We start from the raw sequence: 1,788 nt of genomic DNA, 5'->3' as shown, positions 1-1,788 counted from the left end.
CGTGTCGCGGGCGTCGACCTCGTGCTCCTCGATGTGGATCGAGGACAGGACGTCGTCCTGCACGAGGCGCTGCGACAGGATGATCGCGTCCTCGTAGTTGTGGCCCTCCCACGACATGAACGCGTCGAGCTGTGCGCGGCCCTGCTCGAGCTGCGCGCGGCCGTCGTCGAGCTGCTGGCGCTGCTCCTCGAGGTCGGCCTGCGTCGCGAACGGGTCGACGACGTCGCGGACCCCGTCGACGTCGCGCGCGGTGTCGACGCGGTCGACGATCGCGGCCTTCTGCTCGTCGGTGAACGCCGACCCGTCCTCGGTCGAGATCACGACCGTGCCCGTGCCGCCCGCGGCCGACGGGAGCTCGCGCTGGAGCTGGTCGGTGACCTCGGCCGTCGGGGTGTCGGGGATCGTGAAGGCGCTGGCCAGCGTGCCGCCGAAGGCGACGAACGCGACGCCGACGGCGACGAGGACGGCGAACCAGCCGGCGACGACGGCGCGCGCGTGGCGGGCCGAGGCGCGCCCGAGGCGGTACAGGAGCTCTGCCATGGTGGGTCTCTCCGGTCAGGACGGATGCGGTGCGGGCTGGTCGTGCGGTGCCGGCCGTGGCGGGGCCGGTGACGGCTCGGGGCGGGTGTGCCGCTCCGGACGGGTCAGTGCGGGGCGGGCGGTGGGGTGCCCGTCGCGCCGTACCCCGTGCGGGCGGCGGCGAGGAGGCGTTCGACGAGGTCGGCCCAGACCTGGCGGGAGCGGTCGTCGTCCACCCCGCCCGTGGCCTGGTGCCAGTAGCCGTGCAGGACGAGCGCGCCGCTCATGAGCGAGCCGACGAGCAGGCGGACGTCGAGCTCGTCGGCGTCGGGGTGACGGCGCATCATCTCGGCGGACATCCGCGCGCTGACCTCGGTGAACGCGCGCCCGATGAGCGCGGCGTGGCGCGGGGTGAGCGCGTCGCCGGAGTCCTTGCCGAGCACGCGGGTCAGGTAGGCGATGGGCGTGACGAGGTCGGTGGCGCGCAGGGCGTGCGCGAGCTCGTCGAACATCGTCGCGTCGGCGTCGGGGGCCGTGTGCGACTCGAAGCTGTCGACGACCGTGCCGAGGATGTCGCCGCAGACGGTGATGACGATCTCGTCGAGCGACTCGAAGTGGTTGAAGACCGTGCGGCGCGACACGTCGGCGCGGTGCGCGAGCTCGTCGACGCTGAACGACGTGCCGCCGGTCTCGCGCATGAGGGCCGCGGCGGCGTCGACGATCGCGCGGTGGTGCTTCTCCCGCAGCGCGGCGCGTCGTCCGGTGGTCACTCTTGCGACACTAAGTGCACCGTTGCACTCAGTGCAATCCGATACAGCGTCCGTTCACCCGGCGTTCAGCGTGAGGAGCGCCACACCCGGGTCGGGGTCCGACGCGAGCCGCGCGTGCGTCTCCACGTCGAAGCGCTCGTCGCCGTACCGCAGCTTCGCGCGCTCGACGCCCTCCGCCGCGAACCCCGCCCCGGTCGCGACACGGCACGACGCCGGGTTGTTGACGCGGTGCCCGAGCTCGAGCCGGAACAGCCCCAGGTCGTCGAACGCGAACCGCGCGACCGACGCGACCGCGCGTGTCGCCAGCCCGCGACCCCGCTCGCTCGCCGTCAGCCAGTACGACACCCACGCCGTCGCGTGCCGGTGCTCGACGTGCGCGAGCGCGACGTGCCCGACCGCGCGCCCGTCGACGCGCACCGCGAACGCCCACGTCGGGTCCGCCGACTGCACGAGCTGGCTCTCGATGAGGTCGCGCGCGTCGTCGAGGCTCGGCACCGCG

At 73.7% G+C, this 1,788-nt stretch carries 2 protein-coding genes and 1 pseudogene; all 3 read right to left on the bottom strand.

The annotated features are described in order from the left end of the window. Window positions 1–150, bottom strand: a pseudogene (locus tag HGA02_RS21865) (hypothetical protein); the annotation flags it as partial. A 494-nt stretch (window positions 151–644) separates the two neighbouring features. Further along, a complete protein-coding gene (locus HGA02_RS18390) occupies window positions 645–1,289 on the bottom strand; it encodes a TetR/AcrR family transcriptional regulator (protein ID WP_343035603.1) in 645 nt (214 codons plus the stop codon). Window positions 1,290–1,343: 54 nt separating this feature from the next. After that, window positions 1,344–1,788 (bottom strand): GNAT family N-acetyltransferase (locus tag HGA02_RS18385; protein ID WP_168680753.1); only part of this gene is annotated, 445 nt, incomplete at its 5' end.

It is taken from the genome of Cellulomonas septica (assembly GCF_012396155.1).
GTDB lineage: Bacteria > Actinomycetota > Actinomycetes > Actinomycetales > Cellulomonadaceae > Cellulomonas > Cellulomonas septica.
This window is presented reverse-complemented; position numbering and strand designations above follow the sequence as displayed.